Source organism: Nonomuraea sp. NPDC051941, assembly GCF_044593615.1.
In genome coordinates this window covers 244363-269870 of record NZ_JBIUCF010000001.1, presented here as the reverse complement: position 1 = coordinate 269870, position 25508 = coordinate 244363, and the positions used below count along the sequence as shown (strand labels likewise).

General features: G+C 70.4%; 26 protein-coding genes. 15 read left to right on the top strand and 11 right to left on the bottom strand.

What is annotated here, in order from left to right:
* The first annotated feature begins 65 nt into the window (after positions 1–65).
* The 3 genes from ACIHFD_RS01190 (at position 66) to ACIHFD_RS01180 (ending at position 3108) form a co-directional block, all read left to right on the top strand.
* Positions 66–1403: a sensor histidine kinase gene (locus tag ACIHFD_RS01190; protein ID WP_397365054.1), complete on the top strand. Its 1338-nt coding sequence runs from the start codon at positions 66–68 to the stop codon at positions 1401–1403.
* 82 nt (positions 1404–1485) lie between these two features.
* A complete protein-coding gene (locus ACIHFD_RS01185) occupies positions 1486–2085 on the top strand; it encodes a TetR family transcriptional regulator C-terminal domain-containing protein (protein ID WP_350722968.1) in 600 nt (199 codons plus the stop codon).
* A 63-nt stretch (positions 2086–2148) separates the two neighbouring features.
* A complete protein-coding gene (locus ACIHFD_RS01180; RefSeq protein WP_355194281.1) occupies positions 2149–3108 on the top strand; it encodes a diiron oxygenase in 960 nt (319 codons plus the stop codon).
* Here the strand turns inward: ACIHFD_RS01180 and ACIHFD_RS01175 are convergent.
* Complete coding sequence (locus ACIHFD_RS01175; protein WP_397365053.1) at positions 3105–3869, bottom strand: class I SAM-dependent methyltransferase; 765 nt, start codon at positions 3867–3869, stop codon at positions 3105–3107. The two genes, ACIHFD_RS01180 and ACIHFD_RS01175, sit on opposite strands and share 4 nt — an antisense overlap.
* Positions 3870–3920: 51 nt before the next feature.
* Between ACIHFD_RS01175 and ACIHFD_RS01170 the strand changes: the two genes are divergently transcribed.
* Positions 3921–4550, top strand: coding sequence for a copper resistance protein CopC (locus tag ACIHFD_RS01170; protein WP_397365052.1), 630 nt, complete (start codon positions 3921–3923; stop codon positions 4548–4550).
* On the top strand, positions 4547–5578 hold the full coding sequence (locus tag ACIHFD_RS01165) for a CopD family protein (protein ID WP_397365051.1): 1032 nt from the start codon (positions 4547–4549) through the stop codon (positions 5576–5578). The genes ACIHFD_RS01170 and ACIHFD_RS01165 overlap by 4 nt, the downstream gene beginning before the upstream one ends.
* On the opposite strand, the gene ACIHFD_RS01160 is transcribed toward ACIHFD_RS01165, so the two are convergent.
* From ACIHFD_RS01160 to ACIHFD_RS01150, 3 genes are all read right to left on the bottom strand, one after another.
* Entirely contained in the window at positions 5536–6726 is a 1191-nt protein-coding gene (locus ACIHFD_RS01160) for a hypothetical protein (protein WP_397365050.1), read from the bottom strand. The two genes, ACIHFD_RS01165 and ACIHFD_RS01160, sit on opposite strands and share 43 nt — an antisense overlap.
* 68 nt (positions 6727–6794) lie before the next feature.
* Positions 6795–7589: a class I SAM-dependent methyltransferase gene (locus ACIHFD_RS01155; protein WP_397365049.1), complete on the bottom strand. Its 795-nt coding sequence runs from the start codon at positions 7587–7589 to the stop codon at positions 6795–6797.
* Positions 7590–7638: 49 nt separating this feature from the next.
* A complete protein-coding gene (locus tag ACIHFD_RS01150; RefSeq protein WP_397365048.1) occupies positions 7639–8922 on the bottom strand; it encodes a cytochrome P450 in 1284 nt (427 codons plus the stop codon).
* Positions 8923–9034: 112 nt separating this feature from the next.
* On the opposite strand from ACIHFD_RS01150, the gene ACIHFD_RS01145 reads away from it, so the two are divergent.
* Genes ACIHFD_RS01145 through ACIHFD_RS01135 form a run of 3 tightly spaced genes read left to right on the top strand, consistent with a single transcriptional unit; the run spans position 9035 to position 12945 of the window.
* Complete coding sequence (locus ACIHFD_RS01145; protein WP_397365047.1) at positions 9035–9442, top strand: PaaI family thioesterase; 408 nt, start codon at positions 9035–9037, stop codon at positions 9440–9442.
* Between the two features lie 60 nt (positions 9443–9502).
* Complete coding sequence (locus tag ACIHFD_RS01140; protein WP_397365046.1) at positions 9503–12097, top strand: CocE/NonD family hydrolase; 2595 nt, start codon at positions 9503–9505, stop codon at positions 12095–12097.
* Positions 12094–12945 (top strand): ABC transporter permease, encoded by an 852-nt coding sequence (locus tag ACIHFD_RS01135; protein WP_192786611.1) that lies wholly within the window; start codon positions 12094–12096, stop codon positions 12943–12945. The genes ACIHFD_RS01140 and ACIHFD_RS01135 overlap by 4 nt, the downstream gene beginning before the upstream one ends.
* Here ACIHFD_RS01135 and glpK read toward each other — a convergent pair.
* From glpK to ACIHFD_RS01110, 5 genes are all read right to left on the bottom strand, one after another.
* Positions 12942–14450 (bottom strand): glycerol kinase GlpK, encoded by a 1509-nt coding sequence (gene glpK, locus ACIHFD_RS01130; RefSeq protein WP_397365045.1) that lies wholly within the window; start codon positions 14448–14450, stop codon positions 12942–12944. The genes ACIHFD_RS01135 and glpK overlap by 4 nt on opposite strands.
* Positions 14451–14474: 24 nt before the next feature.
* The gene (locus ACIHFD_RS01125; protein WP_397365044.1) at positions 14475–15284 is read right to left on the bottom strand and encodes an MIP/aquaporin family protein; all 810 of its coding nucleotides are present in this window, start codon (positions 15282–15284) and stop codon (positions 14475–14477) included.
* A gap of 127 nt (positions 15285–15411) precedes the next feature.
* On the bottom strand, positions 15412–15876 hold the full coding sequence (locus ACIHFD_RS01120) for a GNAT family N-acetyltransferase (protein ID WP_397365043.1): 465 nt from the start codon (positions 15874–15876) through the stop codon (positions 15412–15414).
* A gap of 8 nt (positions 15877–15884) precedes the next feature.
* Complete coding sequence (cpt, locus tag ACIHFD_RS01115) at positions 15885–16418, bottom strand: chloramphenicol phosphotransferase CPT (RefSeq protein WP_397365042.1); 534 nt, start codon at positions 16416–16418, stop codon at positions 15885–15887.
* A gap of 79 nt (positions 16419–16497) precedes the next feature.
* Entirely contained in the window at positions 16498–16971 is a 474-nt protein-coding gene (locus ACIHFD_RS01110; RefSeq protein ID WP_397365041.1) for a MarR family winged helix-turn-helix transcriptional regulator, read from the bottom strand.
* Between the two features lie 105 nt (positions 16972–17076).
* On the opposite strand from ACIHFD_RS01110, the gene ACIHFD_RS01105 reads away from it, so the two are divergent.
* Both ACIHFD_RS01105 and ACIHFD_RS01100 read left to right on the top strand, forming a co-directional pair.
* The gene (locus tag ACIHFD_RS01105) at positions 17077–17919 is read left to right on the top strand and encodes an NAD(P)H-binding protein (protein ID WP_397365040.1); all 843 of its coding nucleotides are present in this window, start codon (positions 17077–17079) and stop codon (positions 17917–17919) included.
* Between the two features lie 70 nt (positions 17920–17989).
* The gene (locus tag ACIHFD_RS01100) at positions 17990–19351 is read left to right on the top strand and encodes an MFS transporter (protein WP_397365039.1); all 1362 of its coding nucleotides are present in this window, start codon (positions 17990–17992) and stop codon (positions 19349–19351) included.
* Between the two features lie 265 nt (positions 19352–19616).
* Here the strand turns inward: ACIHFD_RS01100 and ACIHFD_RS01095 are convergent, their stop codons facing one another.
* Positions 19617–20261, bottom strand: coding sequence for a TetR/AcrR family transcriptional regulator (locus ACIHFD_RS01095; RefSeq protein WP_397365038.1), 645 nt, complete (start codon positions 20259–20261; stop codon positions 19617–19619).
* 60 nt (positions 20262–20321) lie between these two features.
* Between ACIHFD_RS01095 and ACIHFD_RS01090 the strand changes: the two genes are divergently transcribed.
* The 5 genes from ACIHFD_RS01090 to ACIHFD_RS01070 all read left to right on the top strand — a co-directional run bounded on the left by ACIHFD_RS01090 (position 20322) and on the right by ACIHFD_RS01070 (position 23536).
* Complete coding sequence (locus tag ACIHFD_RS01090) at positions 20322–20612, top strand: antibiotic biosynthesis monooxygenase (RefSeq protein WP_397365037.1); 291 nt, start codon at positions 20322–20324, stop codon at positions 20610–20612.
* A 66-nt stretch (positions 20613–20678) separates the two neighbouring features.
* Positions 20679–21596, top strand: coding sequence for an ATP-binding cassette domain-containing protein (locus ACIHFD_RS01085; protein WP_397365036.1), 918 nt, complete (start codon positions 20679–20681; stop codon positions 21594–21596).
* A complete protein-coding gene (locus ACIHFD_RS01080) occupies positions 21586–22356 on the top strand; it encodes an ABC transporter permease (protein ID WP_397365035.1) in 771 nt (256 codons plus the stop codon). Before ACIHFD_RS01085 ends, ACIHFD_RS01080 begins: the two co-directional genes overlap by 11 nt.
* Complete coding sequence (locus tag ACIHFD_RS01075) at positions 22353–23150, top strand: ABC transporter permease (RefSeq protein WP_397365034.1); 798 nt, start codon at positions 22353–22355, stop codon at positions 23148–23150. Before ACIHFD_RS01080 ends, ACIHFD_RS01075 begins: the two co-directional genes overlap by 4 nt.
* A 29-nt stretch (positions 23151–23179) precedes the next feature.
* Positions 23180–23536 carry a DoxX family protein gene (locus ACIHFD_RS01070; RefSeq protein WP_397365033.1) on the top strand — a complete coding sequence of 119 codons (357 nt, stop codon included), beginning with the start codon at positions 23180–23182 and terminating at the stop codon, positions 23534–23536.
* 143 nt (positions 23537–23679) lie between these two features.
* Here ACIHFD_RS01070 and ACIHFD_RS01065 read toward each other — a convergent pair whose 3' ends face one another.
* The gene (locus ACIHFD_RS01065) at positions 23680–25365 is read right to left on the bottom strand and encodes a hypothetical protein (protein WP_397365032.1); all 1686 of its coding nucleotides are present in this window, start codon (positions 25363–25365) and stop codon (positions 23680–23682) included.
* Positions 25366–25508: the final 143 nt, after the last annotated feature.

The following is a 25508-nucleotide window of genomic DNA, read 5'->3' as shown; positions in this document are numbered from 1 at the left end:
CCGAATCTCCGATAATTGGATGTAGAGGCACGAACTGTGATCATCTGATCACGGGGGGATTGGGTGTGATCGAACGGCTGGGCCGGTCCATTCGCGCGCGCCTGGCGCTGTTCGCCAGCGTCGCCATGGCACTGCTGTGCCTGGCGGCGGGCTCGTTCTTCCTGTGGGTGGGGCACAACACCGCCGTCGACATCCGCACGAGGGAGGTGACCACCGCGGCGCTGCACGTGGGCCACGACATCCAGCGCAATCACCGGCACTCCCTGACCAACTTCGATCTGAAGGGCATCCAGGTCATCGACCAGACCGGTCGCGTGGTGGCCTCGACGCCGAACCTGGAGGGCAAGCCACGCCTGACCACCATCCTGCCCGGCCCGAACAGCCCCAGCCGCACCGACCTGCTGTGCGAGCTGCCCGAGCTCGGCGACGAGTGCCACATCACGGCCGCCATCCGGGTCTACGACGAGGCCGGCGACTGGTTCGTCTACGCCTACGACGCCACGGTGCCCTGGTACATCCACCCCTCCGTGATCGCCGCGCTGATCGTGCTGACCATGCTGCTGGTCGCGATCACCTGGTTCGGCGTGTCCAAGGTGGTGGCCAGGACGCTCGCGCCGGTGAACCAGATCACCCGGCGGCTGACCGACATCAACTACGGCGACGAGATCATGCGCGTGCCCGTGCCGGAGAAGGCCGAGGAGATCAAGGCGCTCGCGGATGCCGCCAACTTCATGCTCGCGCGGCTGGAGGCCGCGATGGAGCAGCAGCGCCGGTTCGCCTCCGACGCCTCGCACGACCTGCGCAGCCCGATCACCGCCATGCGCGCCGAGCTCGAGGCGGCGATGCTCGCACCCGAGGAGACCGACTGGTGCGAGACCGGCGGCAAGCTGATGGCCAGCCTCGACCGGCTGCAGAACATCGTCGCCGACCTGCTGACGCTGGCCAAGCTCGAAGCGGGCGCCCCGTCGCGGCTCGAGTCCGTCGACCTGGCCGAGCTGGTCGCCGCCGAGACCACCAGGCCGCGGTCGAAGAAGATCGTCACCGCGCTGCAGCCCGGCGTGGTCGTCACGGGCAACCGGCTCAAGCTGGCCCGCCTCCTGACGAACCTGCTGGACAACGCCGAACGGCACGCCGAGAGCACGATCATCGTGACCCTGCGCCGGAACGAGCAGGCCCTGCTCGAGGTGCTCGACGACGGCGCGGGCATCGCGCCGGACCAGCGCGAGGTGGTCTTCAGGCGGTTCACCCGGCTGGACGCCTCGCGCAGCCGCGACGCCGGCGGCACCGGGCTGGGCCTGCCCATCGCCCGCGAGATCGCCCAGGCCCACAACGGCACCCTCACGATCGAGGACTCCGACATCGGCGCACGCTTCGTGCTGCGATTGCCGATACGAAAGGAGTGAATGTGGGTATGAGAAATTTTCCGCCCCTTGATGGATCTCTGGGCGCACACGATTACTATGCATCGGAGGTGAGTTACTCGCTGTGACTTCAGGGTTCAGCCGATTACGGCGCGAGGATTTACTGAAGACGGCCTGCGAGGTCATCGCGGAGCGCGGGTTCGGGCATACCCGGACCATTGACATCGCCAGGGCCGCCGGGGTGAGTCAGGCGCTGCTGTTCTACCACTTCGAGACCAAGGATCGGCTGTTCGCGCAGGCCTTCACCTACGCCGCCCGCCAGCATCTCCACTCGCTCGAACACATCGAGGAGTCCAAGGGCACGCCGCTCGAACGACTGCGCACCCTGCTCAGGCTCTCCTCCCCGGCGATCCCCACCGAGGGATGGCGGCTGTGGATCGACGCGTGGTCCGAGGCGATGCGCAACCCGGAACTGGAGGAGATCTCGCGCCGCCTCGACTCCCGGGGCCGGCTGGTCATGCGCGCGATCATCGAGGCGGGCGTGTCGTGCGGCGAGTTCAAGTGCGACGACCCCGACGCATCCACGTGGCGGATTCTCGCGCTCGTGGACGGGCTCGCGATCCAGACGCACGCGCATCCCAAGGTGCTGACCAGGCGCAAGGTGAACACGCTGATCCGTACGGCCGCCGCGGCCGAGCTCGGGCTCTCTGCGGAAACCCTGTGACCCTCCCCTCTTCCGACGCTATTGGATGCTCCGTACAATTAGCGGCGAGGAGAGGAGCACGTGATGGCATCCGCACCGAGCTCTGCCGCCGCCCGCGAACGCGACGAGCAGGTCGCCAGCAGGAGCGCCTACCGAGCGGTCATCGAACGGCTCTCGAAGGCGTCGGTCGACAAGCACTGGGAGCCGTACCGGGACATCCCGTGGGATGACCCGGAGTTCGCCGTGGACCCGGCGGATCCCCGCTGGGAGCTGCCGGAGGTCGACAAACTGGGCGGCCACCCGTGGTACCGCAGCCGCCCGCCCGAGGTGCGGGCGGCGATCGGGCTGTGGCGGGTGGCCACCGCGATGAAGGTCGGGCTGCAGTTCGAGAACCTGCTCAAGCGCGGGCTGCTCAACTACGCCTACCGGCTGCCGAACGGGTCGCCGGAGTTCCGGTACGTCTACCACGAGACCATCGAAGAGGGACATCACGGGATGATGTTCCAGGAGTTCGTGAACCGCACCGGCTTACCGATCCGCGGGATGCCCGGGCCGCTGTCGCTGATCGCTCAGGTGGCGCCGTGGATCCCGCTGATCTCGACGGAGCTGTTCTTCGTGTTCGTGCTCGGCGGCGAGGACCCGATCGACCACGTGCAGCGCAAGGTGCTGAAGGACGAGCGGGCGCATCATCCGCTGGAAGAGACGATCATGCGGATCCACATCGCGGAGGAGGCCAGGCACATCTCCTTCGCCCGGCACTACCTGCGCAACCGGGTGCCCCGGATGCCCGCGTACCGGCGGCTCCTGCTGGGGGTCATCTCCCCCGTCATCCTGGGCGTGATGGCCCGGATCATGCTGGCGCCCCCGGGGCCGATGATCCGGCGCTTCCGCATCCCGGCCCACGTGGTCGCCGACATCTACCTGCGCAATCCCGCCGCCAAGCAGGAGATCCGCGACTCTGTGGGCAGGACGCGGGAGCTGTGCACGGAGATCGGCCTGATCAACCCGGTCACCCGGCGGATCTGGCGGGCGATGGGCATCTAGCGGGTCGGCCGCCGGGCGATCAGCACCTCGGTGACCTCGGTGTGCTCCCATGTCCCCGAGGGGTCGAGGTCGAGCAGCGCCTTCCTGGCCGCCTCCTTGAACGGCTCCAGCCGGTCGCCGAGGCGGACCGGGGAGCTGTAGGAGTAGGACAGCTGCAGGCCGATCACGGCGTCCACGTCGTACGTCAGGCGGTGCTCGTACACGGCGGACTCCAGGTCGCCGAACGGCGTGGTGACCAGCACGTCGTGGGGGTGCTCGCCGCTGACCTGGAAGGAGCCGGCGGCCGTGAACGTGTTCGCGTCGAACTCCTCGCGCACCCGGCGCATCGTCGCCTCCCAGGGCTCCTCCTGGGGCTCGCGGCCCGGGCCGAGGAGGGCCACGACCCCGCCGGGCGGCAGCAGCTCGTCCAGGTCGGCCAGCACCGCGCGGCGGTCCATCCAGTGGAACGACCTGCCCATGACGATGTGGTCGAACGCCGGGAGCTCGCGCAGCCTCGTCGAGTCGCCGCGCAGCCACCGGATGTTGCGCACCTCCGCCGCCAGCCCTCTGCCCGTCTCCAGCATCTCCTCGTCGGGATCGACGGCCAGGACCTCGCGCACGGCGGGCGCCAGCGGGATCGCCACCGTGCCGGGACCACAGCCGAGATCGAGCACGGTGCCGTCCGGGCCGAACGTCCTCGCCAGGTGCCCGATCGCCTGGTCCCCGTGGTCGGACCGGTACTTCGCGTAGTAGGGGGCCGTGCCGGCAAACAGGTCTGTCATGGATGGGACCATATACGGGTTCGTTTCGTCGTTGCTGGAAGGTTTTGATCTTTGAGGCGGCTACTCACGGTCCTGCTGCTCGCCTTCGCCGCCGCCGGGATCGCCCCTCCCGCGGCACAGGCGCACAACGTGCTCCTCAGCAGCGACCCCAAGGACGGTGCCACGTTGCCGGCCGCGCCCGCGCGGGTGACGCTGGTGTTCGACCAGGCGGTGCGGCAGGGCTACGCGCAGGTGGGCGTGACGGGCCCGGACGGGTCCTCGTGGGCGGACGGGTCCGCGGAGGTCGCCGCGGAGCGGGTGTCGGTACGCGTCAAGCCGCTGCCGTCCGGGGGCGCGTACACGGTGGGCTACCGGATCCTGTCGGCCGACGGCCACCCGGTCACCGGCAAGATCACCTTCACCCTCGCGGCCGGGGCCGGGACCGGTGGCCCGGCCCAGAACACGGGCCAGGGCGCCACCGCGCAGGCGCCGCAGGACGCGAGTGCGCAGGCCGCCGAGGCGGCCGCCAACGGCGGCGCGGGCATGGCCGTGGTGTGGATCGTGGGCGCGCTGCTGCTGCTCGCCGCCGGCACGGCGGTGGCGCTGCGCCGCCCCCGCCCGGCCGCGCCCGACCAGGGCTCCGCCGGAGAGGCCCAGCCGAATGCCGGGCCCGCTGCCGCCGGCGAAGAGGCCCGGGCATGACCGTCACCGCGCCTCCCCTCCCCCGGCAGCGGGTCGGCGGCCGGCTGGTGGCCGGGGCGTTCGGCGTCTGCGCGGTCGTCGCCGCGGTGGCGGCGAGCACGTTCACCGCGCAGGAGGCCGTGCCCGGCATCCCCATGCCCGGCCCGCTGGTGTCCTTCGGGCTGCCCGTCGTACGGGTGCTGCTCGACCTGGCCGCCGTCGCCGTGGTCGGGCTGAGCCTGCTGCCCAAGCTGCTCGGCTTCGACGCCCCCGAGCGGACCGAGCCCGTCATGCTCAGGGTGCGGCCGCTGGCCGTGCTGGCCGCCTGGGCGTGGGCGATCTGCGCGCTGCTCACCATCGTGTTCCAGACGGCCGAGCTCAATCCCGGCAGCGTGCCCACGTTCGGGATGATCGCCGGCTACGTCGAGACCGTCGGCACCGGTCAGGGGCTGCTGTTCAGCGCGGCGTGCGCGCTGGCGGCGGCCGGCATCGGGCTCATGGCGGTGCGGTTCGGCGAGAAGGTGCCGGCCGAGCTGCGGGTGATCGTGGCGCTGTTCGGGCTGCTGCCCATCCCCGTCACCGGGCACGCCGTCAACTCGGTCTGGCACGACCCCATCATGGTCTCGATGGAGATCCACGTGATGGGCGCTGCGGCGTGGGCGGGCGGGCTGGCGGCCACGGCCGTGTTCGTGGCGCCGCACCGGGAACTGCTGGCCGTGGTGCTGCCCAGGTTCTCCAGGATCGCCACGGTGTGCCTGCTCCTGGTCGGGCTGTCAGGGCTGGTCAACGGGCTCGGCACGATGGCCCTCACCCCCGGCGTGACGCTGCCCGACGCCCTGCTGACCAGCCACTACGGCGTGCTGGTGGTGATCAAGACGGTCCTGGTGGCGGCGCTGGTGCCGCTGGCCGCCCACATCCGCTTCCGCCTGATGCCCGCCGTCCGCGCAGGCCGGGCCACCGCCCTGGTGGGCTGGGCGGCGGCCGAGGTGGGCGTGATGGGGCTGGCCTACGGCGTGGCGGTGGCGATCACCCGGGCCTCGATCGGCTGAGACCCGCGCCGCCTGGCGGCCAGCCACTCGACCGACAGCCAGACGACCAGCAGGCCTAGCCCCGCCCAGACGGCCGACGACGTGGCCAGTGGAGGCGCTCCGAGCAGCCCCTTCTGGCCCTTGATCGCGCTGTACACGCCGCCCATGATCGCGCTCTGCGCCACCAGCGCGCCGTAGGCCGCGGCCGTGACGCCGACGCTCCCGAGCACGGCCCGTACGTACGGCATGCGCACCAGGAACGCGAGGTCCACCACCAGCCCCGCCACGACCAGGAAGAACGGCACCGCCGACGGCGGGAACCCGGTGAACGTCAGCAGCGGCCAGAGCAGCGTGCGGACCCCCACGTAGGCGCCCGCCACCAGCGTCGCGGCCCCGAACCTACCGATCAGCAGCCTGGCCACGACCAGCACCGACAGGCCGACGACCACCGCGTAGACCGGATAGAGGACGTCGGGGACGGGCAGCGAGAACGCGACCATCATCGGCCGGTCCACCGGCCGCCCCATCTGGTGGGCGGCGAACTCGAGCAGGATCTGCTCGGCGTAGGTCGCGTGGTTGTCCCAGGCGCCGATCGACAGGATGCCGTACTCCTGGTGCTGCTCGGGGAAGTGCACGTTCTCCAGGAAGAACGCGAAGAACGCGCCCAGCACGACGGTCCGCTCCCGCCCCGGCGGCCGAGCTCCGGCGCCCATGAACCAGCCGCGGAGCACGCCCGCGATCATGAAAAACGTTCCAAGATAGAGCATGATGTGCGACGGGCTCCACGAGGTGATGTCGAGCCCGTTGACCCGGTGGTTGATCAGGTCGAGCGGGACCGCGACCAGGAAGATCCCGGTGCCCCACTGGATCAGCCGCAGCGCCGCCTTGTCCACGCCGTAGCCGGTGTAACCATGGATGATGGTCAGCGCGACGGCGATGGCCGTGCCGGCGGAGTTGAGCAGGTGGGGCGGGGCGAGGTCGTCCCGCAGCCACTTGAAGTGCCATGAAACGTCCCACGCCGAGCCGAGCAGCTTGAGCGTGAACGCCACCAGCCAGCCGAAATAGAGCACCCTGAACAGATCCTGCGGCGTCTCACGCCCCGCCTGGCCCCTGGTCCAGTACGGCAGGGCCCACTCGGCGGCCCTCTTGAGAGATGCTGGAGACTTCACGGGAGTGAATCTTACGGTTCCCTGCGTTGAGCTGTTGCTGGGGTAATGCCAGGCAATGTCTTGGCAGGTCAGACTACCGCCGAGGCCCGCAGGGAGTACAGGAGCGGGATCCTGGGGGCACCCTGCGGGAGCCGGAAGCCCTCCTGGCCGTCGACCAGCGTGCCGAAGCGGCGGAAGTACGTGCGGTCGTGCTCGCGCAGGAACTCGACCCGCAGGCCCGCCGCCGCGATCGCGCTGACGACCTCGCCGAGGCCGTGCTGGAACTGCACGGAGGTCTGGTGCTCCAGGATTTCGCTGCCGGTGTAGGTGTGCGGGTACTCCCAGACGTGGGGGCCTCGGTCGAAGTAGTCGGTGGTGACGGTGGTGCCCGTCTCGTCGTCCATGGTGTCGGCGAACGGATGGAATTCGGCGAGATAGAGGAATCCGCCCGGCTTGAGCAGCGCGGCGACCGTCCGCGCCCAGGCGGTGAGGTCGGCCAGCCACACCAGCGCGCCGAGGCCGGTGTAGACGATGTCGTACGTGGCCCCGCCGAGCGCCTCGACCGCGTCGTAGACGTCGGCGGTGACGAACTCCGCCGGGATGCCGCATTCGGCGGAGATGGCCCTGGCCTGCTCGATGGCGGCCTCGGAGAAGTCGAGTCCGGTCGCCTCGGCGCCGAGCCTGGCCCAGGCCATGGTGTCCAGGCCGAAGTGGCACTGCAGGTGCAGCAGGCGGCGGCCGGTCACGTCGCCGACCTCGTCCCGCTCGAACGCCCGCAGCGGGCTCCGGCCCGCCTTGAAGCCCTCGACGTCGTAGAAGTCGCTGGCGACGTGGATGGGGACCCGTCCGTCCCAGTTGGCCCTGTTGACGTCCAAGTAGTCCATGGGAGGGCAGCGTAGGCGAGCCCCCGATCCCGCCGCCGCTGGTTTTCGGTCAGGGGCGCCTTCTCGTCAGCCGTACCGGGAGGTGCTTGAGGCCGTTCTGGAAGTTGGACATCAGCCGTCGCGGGCTGCCCGCCGGCTCGACGTCCCACTCGCGCAGCAGCTCCGTGAACACCGAGCGGAACTGCGCGCGGGCCAGGTGGGCGCCGAGGCAGACGTGGGGGCCGAACCCGAAGCTGACGTGGTCGTTCGGGGTGCGGGCGATGTCGAAGCGGTCGGGGTCGGGGAAGACGGACGGGTCGCGGTTGGCGGAGGCGTGGTAGACGACCACCTTGTCCCCGGCACGGATGCGCCGGCCGCCCAGGGTGAGGTCGCGCGTGGCCGTCCGGCGGAAGTGCATGACGGGAGGCCAGAAGCGGAGCATCTCCTCGATGGCGGAGCCGAGCAGCGACGGGTCCGCGCGCAGGCGGGCCAGCTCCGCGGGGTGCTGGAGGAGCGTGAGCAGCCCTCCGGGGATGCCGTTGCGCAAGGTCTCGTTGCCCGCGACGGCGAAGAGGAAGAACATGTTCTCGAACTCGGCCTCTGTCAGGCCGCCCTTCCGCATGGCAGACATGACGGACTCGCCGTCCACGGGGGTCTCGGCCAGGGCGTGCGCGTAGGCGAACATGTCGGTCAGCGCGGCCTTCGAGCGCGGGTTCACTCCCGGCGCGAGCTCCGGCCTGGACGCAACGGCCAGGCGGCCCATCGGGGTGAGCGACTCGACGTCGGCCGTGGACAGGCTCGCGTAGTCGGCGTCCTGGTATCCGATCACGCGCGACGCCCAGTCGTACAGCAGCAGCTTGTCCTGCGCCGGGACCCCCATGACGTGGGCCAGCGTCCACACGGGCAGGTCGGCGGCCACCTCCACGAAATCGCACTCGCCCTGCGCGAACAGCGCCGCGGCCCGCCCGGCGATCGTGCGCTCCAGGGCGCGCACGGCCCGCGGGGTGAAGGCCGCCGCCACGATCCTGCGCAGCCTGGAGTGGTCGGGCGGGTCCATGTTCAGCATCTGGACCTGCACGAACGCCAGGTCGCCCGGGGTGTCGGGGTCGCGGAGCTGGGTGGCGCCGAGCTGCGAGGAGAAGTCCTCGGGCGTGCGCAGGACGTGTTTGACGTCGGCGTGCCCGAACACCCCCCAGTAACCGGGGCCCTCCCGCCACGGGCCGACGCCGGGCTCCGGGATCCGGCAGACCGGGGACTCCTCCCGCAACGCGGCGAACAGGTCGTACGGGACGGCCGACTCGTACGTGGCCGGCATGAACACCTCGACCACCGGCCGCCCGCTCGCACCCGCCATGCCGCCCACCCCCGCGCTCGTAGGTCGTGGCTTTGCCCTATACCGGCACCCTGACACGACGCAAGCGATCGAGCCAGGAGCGGCGCGGCGCTCCGGCGGGCATCATGAGCGCGTGACTCCAGCAGACGCAGAGGCGATCCTCCAGGAATACTTCGCCCCCTGGATCCAGCGGCTCGGGTTGCGCGTGGAGGAGGTGAGCGAGCGCCACGCCGTCGTACGGCTCCCGTGGTCCGACGACCTGGCCCGGGAGGGCGGCGGGCTGTGCGGCCAGGCGATGATGGCGGCAGCCGACACCGCCACCGTCATCGCCATCTCCTCGGCGCGCGGCGGGTTCGTGCCGATGACCACGGTGCAGCAGTCGACGACGTTCCAGCGGCCGGTGCTGGGCAAGGACGTCCTGATCGACGTCCGCATCACGAAACTGGGCCGCACGCTGGCCTTCTCCGACGTCACCCTCGCGGCCGAGGGCAGCGCCGAGACCGCCGCCCACGCGACGACCGTCTACGCCATCCTGGCCTGATCCCGCAGCTCAGGCCTTGATCTCAGGGATCTCTCAGGTGCGGAAAGTAGGCTCACGGTCATGAAGCGTGTGGCCGCGCTGGTAGCGGCGCTCGCCCTCATCGGGGTGACGACGTGGCTCGTGTGGCCGTCGGCTCCTGGGGTGCGGGGCCAGGACCAGACAATCAGCGTCGTCGACGGACCCGGCGACGACCAACGGGTGGAGCTCGATACGACCTTCTTCCCGCCGCCCGACGGCGGGAAGGCTCCAGCCGTACTGATCGGGCACGGCTTCGGCGGCAGCAAGCAGAGCGTGCGGGACCAGGCGGTCCGGATCGCCCAGCAGGGCTACGCCGTGCTGACCTGGTCGGCGCGCGGGTTCGGGCGCTCGACCGGCGAGATCGCGCTCAACTCGCCCGACTACGAGGTCAAGGACGTCAAGCAGCTGATCGACTGGCTGGCCAAGCGGCCGGAGGTCCAGCTCGACGCAGCGAACGACCCGCGCGTGGGCATCGCGGGCGGCTCGTACGGCGGCGCCATCTCCCTGATGACGGCCGCCTACGACCACCGTGTGGACGCCATCGTCCCCCAGATCACCTGGGCCGACCTGGCCGACGCGCTCTTCCCCAACGCCGCCGCGCAGGGCGCCGGCCCCGCCGCCATCGGCCAGGACGCCGCGCACGGGGTCTTCAAGCGCATGTGGGCCGGCATCTTCTTCGGCCAGGGCGTCTCGCTGGACAGCTTCGCGGGGCGGGGCGAGCGGCAGGCCGCCGCCGGCCCGCTGACGCCCGAGCAGGCGCGGTGCGGCAGGTTCCTGCCCGCGATCTGCGACGTCTACCAGCAGGTCGCCAAGGACGGCAAGGCCACGCCGGAGGCCGTCGCCCTGCTGCGCAAGTCGAGCCCGATCACCGTGGCCGGCCAGATCAAGGCGCCGACCCTGCTCATCCAGGGCCAGCGCGACTCGCTCTTCCCGCTCGGCCACGCCGACGCCAACGCCAAGGCGATCGCCGCCGCCGGCACGCCGGTGAGCCTGGCCTGGTTCGACGGCGGGCACGACGGCGGCAACGGCGAGGCGGACTGGGTGTTCGAGCAGTCCACGGCCTGGTTCGCCCGCTACCTGAAGGGCGACGAGTCCGCCCCGGCGGTGAGCGCGTTCACGGTGACGCGCGACGGCGGCCGCGACCCCGGCACCCGCCAGCGCATCCGCCTGCACCCGGAGGCCGCCTCCTACCCCGGCCTGACCGGCACCGACACCACCACGGTCCAGCTGAACGGCCCTGCCCAGAACATCGTCAACCCGCCGGGCGGCGCGCCCGCCTCCATCTCGACGGTGCCCGGCATCGGCGGCCTGCTGGGCGGCAGCCAGGCCGGCACCGGCGTGTCCATCGACATGCCGGGCCAGAGCGCCGCGTTCGAGTCCCGTCCGCTCACCACCCCGCTCCAGCTCACCGGCAGTTCCACGGTCAGGGTCAAGGTGTCGGGCAAGGGCGAGGCGACGCTGTTCGCCAAGCTGTACGACGTGGCCGACGGCACCCAGCCGCCCGCCCTGCCCGCCGGGCTGGTCGCGCCGGTCCGGGTGACGATCCCGGAGGGCGCGGGCAGCGCGGAGGTCACCGTCACCCTGCCCGCCGTGGATTACCGCTTCGCCGCAGGCCACCGGCTCCGGCTGGTCCTGACCACGACGGACATGGGCTTCGCCACCGCCGCCGAGCCCGCCTCGTACCAGGTGTCCCTGGCCTCCCCCGCGCTCGCCGTGCCGACGGTGCGCACGCTCGCCGCTCCGCCGACCGGGGTGGCGTGGTGGGTGTGGGCGATGCCGCTGGCCGCCGTGGTCGTCGCCGCCGTGCTGCTGGCGACGGGGCGCGTCCCGTCCCGCCGCCGGACCGCACCCGGCGCCCCGGAGAGCGGCGAGCGGCAGGACGGGGCCGGCGACAAGGACGTGCCGCTGGAGATCAGCGGGCTGACCAAGGCGTACCGGAACGGCGAGCTGGCCGTGGACGGGCTGTCGTTCCGCGTCGAGCGGGGCCAGGTCCTGGGCCTGCTCGGGCCGAACGGCGCGGGCAAGACGACCACGATGCGCATGATGATGGGCCTCATCCAGCCGGACGGCGGCGAGATCCGGATCTTCGGTGACCGCGTCACGCCCGGGGCTCCCGTGCTGTCCAGGCTCGGGTCGTTCGTCGAGGGGCCGGGGTTCCTGCCGCACCTGTCCGGGCGGGACAACATCGAGCTGTACTGGGCCGCCACCGGACGGCCCGCCGCCGACGCGCACTTCGACGAGGCGCTGGAGATCGCCGGCCTGGGCAAGGCCCTGGACCGGGCCGTCCGCACCTACTCGCAGGGCATGCGCCAGCGGCTCGCCATCGCCCAGGCCATGCTCGGGCTTCCTGACCTGCTGGTGCTCGACGAGCCCACGAACGGTCTCGACCCGCCCCAGATCCGGGAGATGCGCGAGGTGCTCAAGCGCTACGCGCAGGACGGCCGTACCGTGATCGTCTCCAGCCACATGCTGGCCGAGGTCGAGCAGACCTGCAGCCACGTCGTGGTCATGCACCGGGGCCGCCTGGTCTCGACCGGGCCGGTGTCGCTGCTGCTCACCTCGGCCACCGTCCCCTCCAACGGGCACGGGCCGCGCCTGGAAGACGTGTTCCTCGACCTCATCGGAGACAAGTCATGACCGTCGCCGCGCCGGGCTACGCGCCCCGTCGCACGCTGCCGCTGCGCGTGGAGATCGTCAGGCAGTTCAAGCGGCGGCGCACGCTGGTCATGTTCGGGCTGCTGCTGGCGCTGCCGTGGATCCTGGTGATCGCGTTCCAGTTCGGGCCGCAGCCGAGCGGGCAGGGGCAGTCGTCGCTGCGCATCTCCGACCTGGCGACGGCGAGCGGCCTGAACTTCGCCGCCTTCGCCCTGTCGGTGTCGGCCAGCTTCCTGCTGGTGGTGGCGGTCGCGCTGTTCTGCGGCGACACTGTCGCCAGCGAGGCCAACTGGTCGTCGCTGCGCTACCTGCTGGCCGCGCCGGTCCCCCGCGACCGGCTGCTGCGCCAGAAGCTGATCGTGGCGCTGGGCTACTCGGCGGCGGCGGTGATCTGCCTGCCGCTGATGGCGCTGCTCGCGGGCACGCTGGCGTTCGGCTGGAACGACATCCAGGTGCCCGGCACGGGCGAGACGATCCCGGCCCTGGACGTGCTGCCGCGCTTCGGCATCGTGATCGGGTACGCGCTGGTCAGCCAGCTGGTGGTGGCCGCGCTCGCGTTCCTCGTCTCCACCATGACCGACTCCCCGCTCGGCGCGGTCGGCGGGGCGGTCGGGCTCTGGATCGTCTGCAACATCCTGCAGGCGGTGGAGGCGCTGGGCTCGCTGCGCGAGTTCCTGCCCACGTTCTGGAACAACGCCTGGCTCGACGCGCTGATGCCCGAGCTGGACTGGAGCGGCATGGCGAAGGGGGCGTCGGTGTCGGTCACGTACGCGGCCCTCCTGATCGCGCTCGCGTTCCGGCGCTTCCGGCGCAAGGACGTCGTGAGTTAGACCCAGTCGAACGACCTGGTCACGGCCTTCTTCCAGCCCGCGTACGCCTCCTCCCGCCGCTCCTCGCTCCACCGGGGCTCCCAGCGGCGGTCCTCCGCCCAGTGCGCCCGCAGCTCCGAGATGTCCTTCCAGTATCCGGAGGCGAGCCCGGCGGCGTACGCGGCCCCGAGCGCGGTGGTCTCCGACACCACCGGGCGGCTGACCGGGACACCGAGGATGTCGGACTGGAGCTGCATGCACAGGTCGTTCATGGTGATGCCGCCGTCCACCTTGAGCACGTCCAGGACCACCCCGGAGTCCTGCTGCATCGCCTCCACGACGTCGCGGCTCTGGTAGCAGATCGCCTCCAGAGCGGCCCTGGCGAGGTGGGCGTCGGTGTTGAAGCGCGACAGGCCGACGATCACACCGCGGGCGTCGGCGCGCCAGTAGGGGGCGAACAGCCCGGAGAACGCCGGCACGAAGTACATCCCCCCGGAGTCCTCCACCTGCCGGGCCAGGGTCTCGCTCTGCTCCGCGGAGGTGATGACGTGGAGCTGGTCGCGCAGCCACTGCACCGCCGAGCCGGTCACCGCGATGGACCCCTCCAGCGCGAACACGGCCGGCTGGTCCCCGAACTTGTAGGCCGGCGTCGTGAGCAGCCCGCTGCGCGAGCGCACGCGGTCGGTGCCGGTGTTGAGCAGCAGGAAGTTGCCGGTGCCGTAGGTGTTCTTGGCCTCGCCGGGCGCGAAGCAGACCTGGCCGACGGTGGCCGCCTGCTGGTCCCCCAGGATCGCGCTGATCGGCACCTCCCCGCCGAGCGGCCCGTACGGGAGCGTGGTCCCGTACATCGCGGGGTCGGCCGACGGCCGGATCTCGGGCAGCATCCGGCGCGGGATCCCGAAGAACGACAGCAGCTCGTCGTCCCAGTCGAGCGTCTCCAGGTCCATCAGCATCGTCCGGCTGGCGTTGGTCACGTCGGTGATGTGCACGCCGCCCTTGACGCCGCCGGTGAGGTTCCACAGGGTCCAGGTGTCGGTGTTGCCGAAGACGGCCTCGCCCCGCTCCGCGTCCGCGCGGACGCCCTCCACGTTCTCCAGGATCCACTGGATCTTGCCGCCGGAGAAGTACGCCTCCGGCCGCAGGCCCGTCCTGTCGCGGATAACCTCCCCGCGCCCGTCCCGCTCCAGCGCGGCGGCGATCCGGTCGGTACGGGTGTCCTGCCACACGATCGCGTTGTAGTACGGGCGGCCGGTCCGCCGGTTCCAGACGACCGTGGTCTCGCGCTGGTTCGTGACGCCCAGGGCCGCCAGATCCTTGGCGTGCAGCCCGGCACGCTGGATCGTCGTCTGGATCACGGCCGCCGTCACGGTCCAGATCTCTATCGGGTTGTGCTCGACCCAGCCCGCCTTCGGCAGGATCTGCTCGTGTTCGAGCTGGTATTTGGCGACCTCGGCGCCGTCATGATCGAAAATCATGAATCGGGTGCTGGTGGTGCCCTGGTCGACGGCTCCCACGAACTCGGGCATGTCTTTCTCCTCTGCAAGATTCCGTCAGATCTCCACCGGCTGCACGATCCCGCGCTCCTCGCTCGGCGGCAGGAACCGGGCGATGCCCGCCTGGTAGAGGCCGGCGCCGATGAGACCGCCGATCAGCGGGGCGACGATCGGCACCCAGAAGTACAGATCGCCGTACTGATCTCGCCAGGCGGTGGAGTAGCCGGTGAGGTAGCTCGCCAGGCGCGGCCCGAAGTCGCGCGCGGGGTTGATCGCGTAGCCGGCGTCGGTGCCGAAGGACATGCCGATCCCCACGATGAGCAGGCCGACGACGACGGGCCCGAGGTTCGCGCTGGGGGCCATGTTGGCGACGTCGGACACGGCGAAGATGACGAAGAGCAGGATGGCGGTGCCGATGATCTGGTCGCGGAACCCGCCCCACATGTCCACCGGCAGCACCCCGTTGCCGGGCAGGGTCGAGAAGACGCCCTGGGTCTTGATCGTGTGCCCGGGGTCCACCATGGCCAGCACCTCGGTGTAGTTCCAGCGCACGATGAGCGCCGCGATGAAGGCCCCGGCCGTCTGCGCCAGCGCGTACGGCAGGACCTTGCCCCAGGCGAAGCCGCGGAAGACCGCGAACGCCAGCGTGACCGCCGGGTTGAGGTGCGCGCCCGTGGTCCGGCCCGCGACGTAGACGCCCAGCGTGACACCGATGCCCCACGCCCAGGCGATGCTGTCGTGGTCGCCGAGCTTGCCCGCGACCACCTGGGCGACCACGCCGACGCCGAACAGAATGAGCACCATCGTGCCGGCGAACTCGGCGATCAGCTCACCGGTCAGCCCTATCCGGTCGCGACGTCCGGCCATCGCTCCTCCTTGCGCATGAGATCGTCGTGTGCCATTCCCGATTTCGGGACATGCATACGGCGCGCATGCTATTCGTCACGCAAAGTGACATTGGAGGCTGTTCGCGCTCACCGGTCCCCTGGAGCGCCTACTGATCAGAGATGCGTCGCCTGAAGGTCACCAGGGCCGTTCCCGGGCCGTTGTAGCCGGGGACGGGCTCGCCGACCTCGAACCCCATGCGCCGGTGGAACGCCATGGACGTCTGGTTGACGGGCGAGGTGATGGCCTTCACGACGCGGCGGTCGTGGCGGCGGGCCAGGTCGAAGAAGCGTTCGTACATGGCGCGGGCCACGCCGCCCGTCCTGGCCTCCGGGGAGACGCCGACGAAGTGGATGTACGCCTCGTCGGGCTCGGACGGGGAGATGAAGCCGATCAGGAACCCCGCCATGCCCGCCGGGCCCTCCGCGACCAGGCTCGTGCGGTGGAAGTGGTCGAGGAAGAGCCTGGGCAGGGAGGGCAGGACCGGCCGACCCCACCACTCGTCGACGACGGCGGCTATGGGGTCGTAGTCGGCGGGGGTGGCCGGGCGCAGCTCGTACGCGGGGGACGTCATGGGCTCCGTCACCTGACCCGCGCGGCGATGGTCCGCGCGCACTCCAGGGATTCGGTACGCGTGGTGTCCACCTCCAGGTCATAGGTCACACCCTGGTGGACCACCTCCGCCTGCAACTCCGCCATCCCCCGGACCCGGTCTCCCCGGGCGATCTCCCGGCCCGCGGCGACCGCGCTCTCGCACTTGACGCCGACCCACAGCACGTCCAGCCCGGCAAGAGCCTTCTGCCACCGCTCCTGGGAGGCGGGTCCACCGAGGAAGACGTCGTCGATGATGACCCGGGCGCCCGCACGGACCATCGCGGCGACCCCTTCCGCCCACGCCCGGTCGAGCATCATGAACTGCGGCCCGACACTGACCCCGCCGTCCGGAGCGAACTCGATGCCCGCGTCCGATCCCTGCATGGACGCCGGCATCGCCTCGATCAGCGAGTCGACCCCGAGGGCGAGCCACGGATCCGGCAGGACCGCCTGCAGACACCGGACGATCCCGGACTTGCCCGAGCTGGAGCCGCCGTTCAACACGATCACCTGAGTAGTCACCGGCCCACGATAGGGGTGCTCCCCACCAGGCCCAAAGGCATTTTCGGGCGGAGGGCCGCCCGGACCCGGGCCCCGATGCCTACCTGCCCGTGCGGTCGCGGAGCTGGGCCAGGGAATCGACGTACTTGAGCATCAGCCGGGCGAACTCGAGCCGGTCGCTCTCGTTCCACTCGGCGGTGATGTACTCGAACGCCTCGCGCTGGTGGCGGCGGAAGCGCTCCATGAGCTCCACCCCCGCCGGACTCAGCTCCAGCACGGTGCGCCGGCCGTCCTGCTGGGAAGCGGTGCGGATCAGGTAGCCCGCCTTGATGTTGTCGCTCACCATGCGGCTGGCGACCGAGGGGTCCACTGCCAGCAGCTCCGCTATCGCGCCGACGGTCACCTCCTTGTCCTGACCGGTGGTGTGCTCCAGGACCAGGTTCAGCACGAGCGTCCTGCTCAGGTCCTTGGCCGAGATGGCGTTCTCGACCTCCAGCAGCGAGGTGCGGCGCAACTTGGAGAAGGCCGGTCCCACGGCGTTGAGCAGGTCCTCGGCTGTCGCTGTCTCATCCATGCCCTCATCGTATCTCTGTGCAACCAACAAGACATGTGTTGACACGAATTTATGTGCATGCCAACATGCATGTGTCTTCACGCACCAACTACCTCCGGAGTCAGCATGACCATCCTCATCACCGGCGCCCGCGGCAAGGTCGGCCAGGCCGTCATCCACCGCCTGGTCACCGCGGGCCTGCCCACCCGCGCCGGCAGCGCCGACCCCACCGGCCTGACCGCCCCGGCCGGCGTCGAGATCGCCGAGCTCAAGCTCGACCAGCCCGGCACCTTCCCCGCCGCGCTGGACGGCGTCCGCCAGGTCTTCCTCTACCCCGAGCCCGCCGGTGTCGACGCCTTCGTCAAGACCGCCCAGGCCGCCGGCGTCGAGCACGTCGTACTGCTGTCGTCCTCCTCCGTCACGGCCCCCGGCGCCGAGACCGACCCGCTGGCCTCCCACAGCCTCCAGGTCGAACGCGCCCTGACCGCCTCCGGCCTGACCTGCACCTTCCTGCGCCCGGACGCCTTCGCCAGCAACGCCCTCGGCTGGTCCTACCTCATCGGCCAGAACCAGCCGATCCAGCTCGCCTACCCCGACGCGCACATAGCGCCCATCCACTCCGACGACCTCGCCGACCTCGCCGTGGCCGCCCTGACCGGCGACGCGCTCACCGGCCGTCAGGTCACCCTCACCGGGCCGCAGTCGCTCACCTTCCGCGAGCAACTGGTCATCCTGTCCGGCGCGATCGGCCGCGACATCCCCCTCCTGCAGATCACCCGCGCCAAGGCCGAGCAGCAGATGACCCGGTGGATGTCCGCCCCCTACGCCGGCTCGCTGCTGGACCTGTGGGCCGCCGCCACCGCCGGTCCCGCCCCGATCGCCGAGACCACCCAGACGCTCCTCGGCACTCCCGCCCGCACCTTCGCCCAGTGGGCCGCGGAGAACGTCGCCGCCTTCGACGCCCGATGAGCGCCATCTGTCCACGCCCCGCCCTGCTCGGGTCGGGGCTCATCCCCCTTCACCCTCATAGGAAGTCCTCATGCGCACCCCTGTGGCCCCCGCGCCTGCATTCACCTCCGCGCGCCGGCGCTGGGCCGTTCTCGCCGTCGTGCTGTTCGCCGCCATCCTCGACCTGCTGGATTCGACCATCACCAACATCGCCGCCCCCGCCATCGCCGCCGACCTGAACGGCGGACAGGCTCTCATCCAGTGGCTCGGCGCCGCCTACGCCCTGGCCATGGGAGTGCTGCTGGTGGTCGGCGGACGGCTCGGCGACAAGTACGGCCGGCGACGCCTGTTCCTGATCGGCATCACCGGCTTCACCCTGGCCTCCATCGCCTGCGGCCTGGCCTTCGACCCGACCTCCATGGTGGCGTTCCGGCTGCTCCAAGGAGCGTTCGGCGCCCTGCTCATCCCGCAGGGCTTCGGCATCCTCGGCGCCGTCTTCCCTCGCGACCAGATCGGCACGGCCTTCAGCGTCTTCGCCCCCGCCCTGGGCCTGTCCGCCATCGGCGGCCCCATCCTCGCCGGCTTCCTCATCGACGCCGACCTGCTCGGCCTCGGCTGGCGTGCCATGTTCCTCATCAACATCGCCCTCGGCGGCCTGGCGATCGGCTGTGCCGTACGGCTGCTGCCCCCGGATCCCGGCGACCGTGTCGTCACCGTCGACGGACCCGGCTCAGCCCTGCTCGCCGTCACCATGCTCGCCCTGCTGTACGGCCTGATCGACGGCTCCAGTCACGGCTGGGGCCTGCCACCGGTCATCTGCCTGGGCGCCGGACTGGTGTCCTTCGCCCTGTTCTGCCGCCGCCAGCGCACCGCGCCTCAGCCGCTCGTCAAACCCTCGCTGCTGACCAACCGCGGCTTCACCTCCGGGCTGATCCTCGGCCTGGCCTTCAACGCCGCCGTCGCCGGCCTGCTGCTGGTGCTCTCCCTTCACCTGCAGAACGACCTCGGCCGCACCCCCACCGGAGCCTCCCTCGGGCTGGCGCCCGTCGCCGCCGGCATCGTGGTCGCCTCGATCACCGCGCACCGGTTCATCGCCCGGCTGGGCCGCAGGCTCATCCTCATCGGCCTGCTGCTCACCCTGACCGGCGTCCTGATACTCCTCACCGGCATCGCGCTCATCCTGCCGGTGTTCGTGATCGGCCTGGGTCTGGGCACCTGCTTCGGCACCGTCTATCAGATCACTCTCGGCGACGTCGACCCGGCAGAGTCCGGCAGCGCCAGCGGCTCGCTGTCGGCCACCCAGCAACTGGCCAACAGCCTCGGCGCCGCCGCCCTCACCACCGTCTACTTCCACGCCGGCTCGACGGTCAGCCTCGGCGTGGTGGCGGCCCTTCTGCTGGCCTCCTGCGTCCTGGTACGGCTGCTGCCACACCACGCCCAACCCCACCACTGACTCTGCCGAGGACGGTGTGACCCGGTATGGGGCACACCGTCCTACCCACAGGCCAGGCGCCGCAGTGGCCCCTGCTCGTCCGCGCCCGAAGGGTGCACGGCCCGCGCCAAGACCACCGCTCATCGCAGTCGTGTACCGGCGCAGACCGGTCGCCGGACCGGGCTGGTGGGCGCGAATTCGACCAGGTACGGCCCTGCATGTCCGCTTCGTCGATACGGTCGAACCGGAAGACGCCCGCCGAGGACGTGGGCGACGGGACGGAGGATCACCCGTTCCCGCCCATGGTGCAGAGCTGGGTGCGGAGGGTCTCGCCGACCCACTGTTCCCAATGCTCGCGCGTCCAGCCGCGCTCGTGCACGAACAGCAGGTACAGCTCGGGGCTGAGCAGGCCGTACAGCAGGTCGGCGGCCTCCTCCACCGACACCTCGGCCCGCGCCCCGGGTTTGCCGGCAAGCGCCCTGGCCGCGCCCTGCTGGACGACGTGCCGGGGATCGACGTCGTACGGCCACAGCGCGGCAACCTCGGGGTCGCTCGCGACCGCCGCCTCCAGGACCCGGCCGATCGGCGCGACGCGTTCCAGGACCGAGGTCGTGCCGGCGACGTAGGCGCGCAGCATGTCCTGGGCGGTGCCGGCGGCCAGCGCCGCCACGTACCACGGCCGGTCCATCGTGGCCACCGGCTCGTCATCGCCCGCGATCGTGACGTCGACCAGCTCCTTGAGCAGGGCGCGCTTGTTGCCGAAGACGAAGTAGATCGTCTGCACCGCGACCCCGGCCTTCTCGGCGACGTCCTGCAGGTTTGTCGCGCCGTATCCGTCCTGCACGAACAACTCCGATGCTGCCGCGAGGATGCGCCGGCGCGTCTCCTTCGCCTTCTCAGCCCGCTTGTTCGTCCGCTTGACATCGCTCATGGCTAGAGTCTATCTCTAGATTCAGTCACTAGAAGTCAACTCTAGAGAGAAGGCACAGTCATGACGGTCATCAGCGTCACCCGCTTCCAGGCCGATCCCGCGGACGCCGAGCAGGTTCAGGCCCGGCACGCCGCCCTGGTCACCGCCATCAGAGCCACTCAGCCCGGCCTCACCGAAGCGCGCCTCGGCCGGCTGAACGACGAGACGTGGGTCGGCATCTGGCGCTGGGATTCGGCCGCCAGCCTGCAGGCCGCCCGCCAGGCCGCGCCCGGCACCCCCGCTGCCGTCGCGGCGTTCGCAGTCGCCCGCGACGTCATGGCGGAGGACATCGAGGTTCTGGCCGAGCTCTGACCACCTGCCCCGGCCCTCCGGCCCCGCAGCCCGGAGGGCCGGGGTTCCCCGAACCAAGGAGATGACATGATCGAAATCGACACGTTGACCAAGGTCTACGGCTCGGCGCAGGTCAGGGCGGTCGACGAGGTGTCCCTGCACATCCGCGCCGGGTCGGTCTTCGGCTTTCTGGGCCCCAACGGCGCCGGCAAGACCACCACCATCAAGATGCTGGCCGGCCTGCTGTCCCCCACCTCCGGCCAGGTCCGGCTGGGCGGCTTCGACGTGACCCGGCAGCGCTCGGCCGCGATGGCACAGTTCGGCGCCGTGCTGGAAGGCTCGCGCAACGTCTACTGGAGCCTGTCGGCCTGGCAGAACCTCATGTACTTCGGCCGGCTCAAAGGCCTGCGCAAGGCCCAGGTCGCCGAGCGCGCCCGTGATCTGCTGACCGACCTGGAGCTGTGGGAGCGCCGCGACGACAAGGTCGGCGGCTTCTCGCGCGGCATGCAGCAGAAGGTCGCGATCGCCGCCGCTCTCATCGCCGACCCGCCGATCGTGCTGCTCGACGAGCCGACCCTCGGCCTCGACGTCGAGGCCACCCGCACCGTCAAGAACTGGATCACCGAGCAGGCCCGCGAGCTCGGCACCACCATCCTGATCACCACACACCAGCTCGACGTGGCCCAGGAGCTGTGCGACCGGGTGGCCGTCATGCGCAAAGGACGGCTCATCGCCGACCTGCCCACGTACCAGCTGCTGGCGAGCTTCCGCGAACGGGACAGGTACGAGATCCGCGTCGAGGGTGCGGCGCCACCCGGGTTCGACGCCGTCACCCGAGACGGCATCACCACGATCAGCGTGCGGGTGAGCCACCCGCACGAGGTGTACGACGTGGTCGAGCGCCTGCGCGCCCAGGGTGCCGTCCTGGAGTCGCTGACCCAGCTCCAGCCCGACCTGGAGGATGTGTTCCTCGCCCTGGTGAACGAGGCGTCCCATGCTGCTTGACGTCCTGCGCGCGGAGATCGGCAAGGGCCTGCGCGTACAGCTGGCCCACCCGATCGGCCACGTCATCACCCTGCTGATCAGCACCACCATGTACCTCGGCCTGCAGTTCGTGCTCGGCCAGGGCGAGCTGCGCCAGGAGCTCCTGCCACGGACCCTGGTCGCGATCGGCGCCTACTGGTTCCTGCAGTACGCCGCATTGGTGATGGTGGCCGACCTCATCGAGGAGAAACGCGCCGGCACCTTCGCCCAGGCGCAGATGACCCCGGCGCCGCCCTGGCTGCCGATGCTCGGCCGGCTGATCACCGCCTCGGTGTTCGGCCTGGCCGTGGCCGCGGTCGCCGCGCTCGTCCCCATGCTGGTGACCGGCATCGCGATCCCGATGCGCTGGGCGGCGCTGGTGCCGGCCCTGCTGCTCGGAGCGAACGTGCTGGCCTTCACGTTCCTGCTCGCGGCCCTCGCACTGGTCTCCCCGATGATCGGGGCGCTGCAGTCGCTGTTCACCGCACTGGTGCTGCTGCTGAACGGGTCGTTCCTGCCGCTGGCCTTCTATCCGGACTGGCTGGCGGTCCTGGCCAGGGTCCTGCCCACCACGCTGGGCATCGAGGCTCTCACCCCGACGCTGTTCCAGGACCGGACCCTGGCCGACGTGTGGAACGGAGGCACCCTGCCCTGGCTGCTCGCCCATACGATCGCGCTCACCGCCGCCGGCGGGCTGCTGTTCGTCCGCAACCATCGCCGTGCCCTCCAGGAGACAGCATGATCTTCGCTCGCGGATTCGCCGCGGAAGTACGCAAGGGCCTGCTCAACCTCGTCGCCGGATGGCGCGAAGTCCTCATCCAGATGGCCACTTTCCCGCTGTTCTACCTGCTCATCGTGCTGTTCATGGGACGTGGGCAACTGCGCGCGGACCTCCTGCTCCCGGTCCTGCTCGGCATGGTGGCGCTGACCTTCATCCACGAGCAGGTCAACCGCGTGTTCTGGAGCTACCTGGGCGACATCCAGTCCGGCGTGCTGGAACAGACCTACCTGACCCCGCTGCCCTCGGCCGCGCTCATCCTCGGCCGCCAGGTCGCCGCCGTGATCTCCGCCCTGCCCACCGCACTGGCCGTCCTGGCCACCGGCGCGGTCACCCTCACCCTCCAGGGCGGGCGACTGCCCTTCGACGCGCAGGTGATCGTGCCGCTGGCCGCCATCACGCTGGGCACCTGCGGCCTGGCCCTCATCCTGTGCGGGCTGACCCTGGTGTTCAAACGTATCGAGATCATCACCCAGCTGTCCGTGGCCGTCTACGCCATCGCCGGCGGCACCCTGGTCCCCCTGGCCGCCATGCCCGACCCGGTCGCCTTCCTCAGCCGGCTCGCGGTCCCCATCGCGCCCGGCATCGAGGCGATGCGGGACATCCTGCTCGGCGGGCATTCCCTGGCCGCCCTCCCGACCGGCTGGGGTCTTGGATGGCTGCTGGTCCAGCCGCTGCTCATCACCATCGCCGGGGTGATCCTGTTCAACCGGCTCGAGCACCTCGCCCGACGCCGCGGCACCCTCGGCCGCTACTAGGCCAAGAACCTGCGAAAGGAGCAACTGACGTGAACGTGTTCCTGTGGGTACTGCAGGCCGTCCTGGCCGCTGTCTTCGGGCTGGCGGGGGTCATGCATTCCACCCTGCCCAAGGAGAGACTGCGCCCCATGCTGCCCTGGGTGGAGGACTTCACTCCCACCCAGATCCGCCTGATCGGCGTGGCCGAGCTTCTCGGCGCCCTCGGCCTGATCCTGCCCGCCGCCACCGGCATCGCCCCGATCCTCATCCCGCTGGCTGCCGCCGGCCTGGCGATCACCATGCTCGGCGCCGCCGCCACCCACGTTCGCCGCAAAGAGCCTGCGGCCGTCGCCGTCAACGTCGTACTGCTCGCGCTGACCGCCTTGATCGCCTGGGGCCGCTTCTGACCGTCCATCCCACTCGAGGTCGTGAACGTCTTTCGCCGGGGCTGTTCGCCCACGATGGTCAAGATCGGCGAATGTGGCCAACCGGCTTCGCAGCGTCGCTCCGCTCCGTTGTCCAGGTCGGTAGTGCGATGGTGGTGAGTACGTCAGGTCTCTTCGAGGACGTGCACCTGGGGGAGATCGCGGTGGCGGTGGTGGGCTTGGGCGATCGCAGCGAGGTTGTCGCGTCCCAGAGCGCGGTAGGCCATGGTGAGCAGCTCGTTCGCATGGTGTTCGAGTTCGGGGTCTCCTGCGCTGATCCAGTGCAGGTCACGGCCGAGGGTGAGAGCGTCGGCGGGGTGTCCGGCGGCGCAGCGGCGCCGTGCCTCGGTGAGGCGGGCTTCCCGGACGGCTGGGTCGTCGGTCAGCTCCTTCTGCAGGGTTGTGCAGAACTCGTAGTCGTCCCATGGTCTCTGTCGGCCGCGCCTGATCGCGGTGGCACCGTCGACGAGCGCGCCGCCGCCGTCCAGGGTTTCGATTCGATCCGGATCTCCGTGCTCGAGCAGTTCTGGGGAGTGTTTGTAGACGTTGTGGTAGTCCTCGCCCTGCTCGTCGCGGTCGCCGGTCTCGAAGGTCATCAGGATCTCGCGCAGGAGCCGTAGCCGGTGCCGTCGTGCGACCACCTCGGGGTCCATGGGATCGGCCGGCTCATCATCCTGGTCTCCGAGGTGGCGCCATCCCCATTCGAGCGTGTACCTGACTGCCTCGAGAGGGGTGCGCGACGGGATGCCCACGCCGCCACCGTCGTTGTTGTAGTAGGAGGCGACTCCGGTGCAGGTGCGGCCGTCGTCGTACCAGAGCCCGAAATGCAGCCCGTCGGTGCCGCCGTGCATGAACGTGAGGAACTCGGGCGGGTCACGGTAGTAGCGGCCGTGTACTCGCACATCGATGCCGGCCCGGGAACCGCGTTCGGGATCATCGAACAGGTCCATGATCCCGAACGGGCACAGTTCCAGGTCGTCGAGGGCCTGCTTTTCGGCCGGGCCCAGGGACAGCAGGAAGACGCGAAACCGGAAGATCGAGTCGGGCAGCTGGAATCCCCAGTCGCGGGCAAGGCGTTCCTCGATCGCGGCGCGTTCGTGCTCCACCTGGGCCGCAGCGGCCGACCTCACCTGCTCCTGCGGTCGGTTCGCCGCCTTCCACACCGCGTAGTCCCGCAGTCCGGCGGCGGAACGCGATGCGGCCCGCCGACGGTCGGCCCGTTCCCACAGCGTCAGCGGCGGATCGGGCTCCCCGAATATCGCCGCCCGCAACCGCTCTTCGGTATTGGAGCGGTCGATGCCCGGGTAGCGCGACCGGCGCTCTTCCCGGGCGGCCGCAGCCGGCAGCCAGCGGCCGGGGTCGGCCGCCACCCGCCTTCTCGCCTCACCGGCCGGCAGCGGAGCGATCTCCTGATCGAACGCGCGCAACGCCACCGCCTTGCACCGTTGCACATCGGCGTCAATCTCGGTGCACAACGCGGTGTAAGCGTCCCACTCCTGGGCCAGATCCTCCTCGGGAAGGTCGGCACGCTCGAGAAAGAACTCGAACCTTCTCCCATACCTGAGGTCGTCGTATTGCGCCGCTATCTGCTCCCGCAGCCCCGCGAGGACCTGCCCGTCGTCCTCCTCCTCGCCGTACCACAGCACGGGTATGTCCTCGGGATGCTCTATCTGGTCCCGGTGGAGTTCCACCGCTGTTTCCCGACCGAAGATCGTCACACGCGCGGTCAACCTTTGACCGTCCACAGAGACGATCTCCGCATCAAGGCCGGCGAACGGGCCATCGACAATCCTCGCGAAGTGACGCTCCATGGTGGGACCCCAATCGGCATGGATGATCTCTGGGGCAGCATGATAGAGATCGCCACTGACATGCGGACCCAACAAGGGCTTGCGCTCCCACCGCGCCTGCCAGCGGTGGGCCATTACTGAGCGCGGCGTGACGATGAGCGCTT